Source organism: Kitasatospora sp. NPDC057512 (genome assembly GCF_042802135.1).
Lineage (GTDB): Bacteria > Actinomycetota > Actinomycetes > Streptomycetales > Streptomycetaceae > Kitasatospora.
In genome coordinates this window covers 1-4,156 of record NZ_JBHVET010000022.1, presented here as the reverse complement: position 1 = coordinate 4,156, position 4,156 = coordinate 1, and the positions used below count along the sequence as shown (strand labels likewise).

The 4,156-nt window shown below is 72.2% G+C and carries 3 protein-coding genes; 2 read left to right on the top strand and 1 reads right to left on the bottom strand.

Features of this window, described 5'->3' with window-relative positions; all coding sequences use genetic code 11:
• Positions 1-9 precede the first annotated feature (9 nt).
• Positions 10-1,746 (top strand): carbohydrate-binding module family 20 domain-containing protein, encoded by a 1,737-nt coding sequence (locus ACFU6K_RS03280; protein ID WP_380660606.1) that lies wholly within the window; start codon positions 10-12, stop codon positions 1,744-1,746.
• A 92-nt stretch (positions 1,747-1,838) separates the two neighbouring features.
• On the opposite strand, the gene ACFU6K_RS03275 is transcribed toward ACFU6K_RS03280, so the two are convergent.
• Entirely contained in the window at positions 1,839-2,582 is a 744-nt protein-coding gene (locus tag ACFU6K_RS03275) for an SDR family oxidoreductase (RefSeq protein WP_380660593.1), read from the bottom strand.
• A 440-nt stretch (positions 2,583-3,022) separates the two neighbouring features.
• Between ACFU6K_RS03275 and ACFU6K_RS03270 the strand changes: the two genes are divergently transcribed.
• Positions 3,023-4,081: an alpha/beta hydrolase gene (locus tag ACFU6K_RS03270; protein ID WP_380660592.1), complete on the top strand. Its 1,059-nt coding sequence runs from the start codon at positions 3,023-3,025 to the stop codon at positions 4,079-4,081.
• The last annotated feature ends 75 nt before the right edge of the window (positions 4,082-4,156 follow it).

Sequence of the window (4,156 nt, the reverse complement as noted above, 5' to 3'; positions counted from 1 at the left end):
GGAGACGACGTGGTCACCACCGCCCCCGCCCGCCGGCCCGCCCGCGCGGCCGGTGCGCTCGCCGCCTCGGCGGCGCTCGCCCTCTCGCTCGGCACCTCCCTCGGTGCCCCCGCCGCCCAGGCCGCCCCGCCCGCGAACAACGGCAAGGACGTCACCGCCACCCTCTTCGAGTGGCGCTTCGACTCCGTCGCCCAGGCCTGCACCTCCACCCTCGGCCCCAAGGGCTACGGCTTCGTCGAGGTCTCCCCGCCGCAGGAGCACATCCAGGGCGCCCAGTGGTGGACCTCCTACCAGCCGGTCAGCTACAAGATCGCCGGACGGCTCGGCGACCGCACGTCCTTCAGGAACATGGTCGCCACCTGCCACGCGGCCGGGGTCAAGGTGATAGCCGACGCGGTGGTCAACCACATGTCGGCGGGCTCCGGCACCGGCACCGGCGGCACCGCGTACACCAAGTACAACTACCCCGGCACGTACCAGGACCAGGACTTCCACGGCTGCCGCCAGCCGATCACCAACTACCAGGACCGCGGCAACGTCCAGAACTGCGAGCTGGAGAGCCTCTCCGACCTGGACACCGGCAGCGCGTACGTCCAGACCACCATCGCGCACTACCTGGACGACCTGGCCTCGCTCGGCGTCGACGGCTACCGGATCGACGCCGCCAAGCACATCGCCGCCGCCGACCTCGCCGCGATCAAGGCCAGGATGGCCAACCCCAAGGCGTACTGGGTCCAGGAGGTCATCTACGGCGCCGGCGAGCCGATCCAGCCCACCGAGTACACCGGCACCGGCGACCTGGACGAGTTCCGCGTCGGCACCGACCTCAAGCGGATGTTCACCGCCGACAAGCTCGCCAACCTCAGCGGCTGGGGCGCCTCCTGGGGCTACCTGCCGAGCGGCCAGGCGCGCACCTTCGTCGACAACTGGGACACCGAGCGCAACGGCTCCACCCTCAACTCCACCTACGGCAACACCTACACGCTCGCCAACGTCTTCCTGCTGGCCTCGCCGTACGGCACCCCCAACGTCTACTCCGGCTACTCCTTCACCAACAAGGACGACGGCCCGCCGAACGGCGGCACCGTCAACGCCTGCTACCAGGACGGCTGGAACTGCACCCACGCCTGGCGGCAGGTCGCCAACATGGTCGGCTTCCGCAACGCGGTGGCGGGCACCGGGGTGACCAACTGGTGGTCCAACGGCGGCAACGCGATCGCCTTCGGCCGCGGCGGCAAGGGCTACGTCGCGATCAACCACGAGGGCGCCGCGATCACCCGGACCTTCCAGACCGGGCTGCCGGCCGGCACCTACTGCGACGTCCAGCACGGCGACCCGCAGGCGGGCGGCGGCTGCACCGGCCCGACGTACCAGGTGGGCGCCAACGGGCAGTTCACCGCGACGGTCGGCGCGGGCGACGCGGTCGCGCTGTACGTCCAGCCCGACGCGAGCGTCTCCGGCGCCTCGTTCAACGTCAACGCGACCACCTCGCCCGGGCAGAACGTCTACGTCGTCGGCGACGCCGCGGCGCTCGGCGGGTGGGACCCGGCGAAGGCGCTGCCGCTCTCCTCGGCTGGCTACCCGGTCTGGTCGCTGGCGCTGTCGCTGCCGGCCGGCACGTCCTTCCAGTACAAGTACGTCCGCAAGGACGCGAGCGGCGCGGTGACCTGGGAGTCCGGCGCCAACCGGACGGCGACGGTGCCCTCGGGCGGGACGGTCACGCTGAACGACACCTGGCGGCCGTGAGGCCGCGGCGGACCGGGGCCCCGTCGGCGCGCGGACCGGCGGGGCCCCTTCCGCGGCCTTTCGCGGCCTTCTGCGGCCTTCCGTGGCAGGGTTCAGCCCCGCCCGATGTAGGGCATGGCCGTCGCCATCACGGTGGCGAACTGCACGTTGGCCTCCAGCGGCAGCCCGGCCATGTGCCGTACGGTGCGCGCCACGTCGGCCACGTCCATGGTCGGCTCGGGGGCGATCCGGCCGTCCGCCTGCCGCACGCCCGCGCCCATCGCCGCCGTCATGTCCGTCGCAGCGTTGCCGATGTCGATCTGCCCGCAGGCGATCCGGTACGGGCGGCCGTCCAGCGACAGCGACCTGGTCAGGCCGGTCACGGCGTGCTTGGTCGCGGTGTAGGCGATCGAGTGCGGGCGCGGGACGTGCGCGGAGATCGAGCCGTTGTTGATGATCCGGCCGCCCTGCGGGTCCTGCTCCCTCATCCGCCGGAACGCGGCCCGGGCGCAGAGGAAGGCGCCGGTCAGGTTGAGGTCGACCACGGCCCGCCAGTCCTCGACCGCCAGCTCGTCCACCGGGACGGCCGGGCCGAAGGCGCCGGCGTTGTTGAACAGCAGGTCCACCCGGCCGTGGCGCTCGACGGCCGTGGCGAACAGCGCGTCCACCGCGGCCGGGTCGGTGACGTCGGTCGGCACCACGTCGGCCGGCCCGGCGCAGAGCGCGGCGGTCTCCCGCAGCGGGCCGGGCCGGCGGCCGGCCAGCACCGTCCGCCAGCCGTCCGCGGCCAGTTCCACCGCCACGGCCCGGCCGACGCCGCTCCCGGCTCCGGTGACGACGGCGATCCGCTGGTTCATGGCACCCTCCTCGATGACTGTTCCCGGTCGGCCCCGGCCCGTGCCCTGGGCGTGCGCCGGGCGTGCCCTGGAGATCGTCGCGGATCGGCGGGCCGCCGTCACCGGTCGAAGCCGCCGAAGCCACCGGCAAAACCGGCGGAATCCGGACGGTTCGACGAAGGCCCGACGGCCACCCCCGCCGACCGGCCCCCGCCGACCGGCGGGACGGGTGAAGGCTTTTACCTGATCGCGAACAAACATTGGATTTCCGGTGGCCACCGCGCAACCGGGCCACCCCGGCCCACGTCATAAGATCGCAGGAAGGCGCACCCCCGCGAAGGGGCGGCGCGCCATCACTCCGGGGGACGCACCAGCGCTGTGCCCCCGGGCATGTCCGGCCCCACCGGGGGGCCGCCGCCCGGTCACGGACCGGGCGCGACATCGGTCGGAGAGTCCTCACCGTGCTTAGGCAGTCGTCCCGTTCCCGCGCCGTCCTGTCCGGCGCCGCCGTGCTCGCCCTGGCCGCCTCGCTCGCGGCCTGCGGGAGTTCCGGCGGTGGGAAGGGGGACAGCGCCACGGCGAGTGCCGGCGCGACCGGCGGCAGTTCGTCGGGCAGCCCGAGCACCACCGGCACCGGCCAGCCCGCGACCGGCAGCGCGGCCCCGGCCGCCGCCTCCGGCAAGGTGCTGATGCCCACCGGTCCCGCCGCCGCCCTCAGCAAGTCCCGGGACACCGGCGCCGGCCCGATCATGATGACCAAGGTGACCGGCGCGAAGTCCGGCGTCACCGGCCAGGTCTGGGTCTGGCTGCCGCCCGAGTACAACGACCCCAAGTTCGCCAAGACCGGCTTCCCGGTGCTCACCCTGTTCGCGGGCGGCCAGAGCAACGGCTACAACACCTGGACCGACAACCAGCTGCCGATCCAGGAGGAGAACGAGCGGCTGGTCAAGGAGGGCAAGTCCCACCCGTTCATCATGATCATGCCGGTGCAGAACTTCAACGGCGACGAGAAGAACGCGCTGGACTGCTCCGACATCCCGGGCCAGGCCAAGATGGCCACCTGGATGGCCGAGGACCTCCCGGACTTCGTCCGCGCCAACTTCCGCACGGTGAAGGGCCGCGACGGCTGGGGCGTGATGGGCGCCTCCACCGGCGGCTTCTGCAGCGCCAAGCTCGCCCTCCAGTACCCGCAGGTCTACAAGGCCGCGGTGCCGATCGACGGCTACTTCATACCGGACTCGGGGCTGTGGAAGGGCCATGACGCGGAGAAGGCCGCCAACAACCCGGACGTGCTGGTCACCCAGGGCAAGGCCGACGTGAGCATGCTGGTCACCGCGGGCGGCGCCAACCCGTACGAGACCAAGGTGGTCAAGAGCTGGGTGGAGAAGGCGGTGCCGCCGGTGAACCTCCAGTACCACGAGCAGCCCGGCGGCAAGCACCTGACCTCGGACTTCAAGAAGATGATCCCGGACACCCTGGTGTGGCTCACCGCCCACCTGGCGGGGCCGGCGGCCGACTGAGGCCCCCGTTTCCACCTGCTCCGACCTGCTCTTTACGATTACGCAGGTGCCGGGACGCGTTCGAGTTCAGTGTAT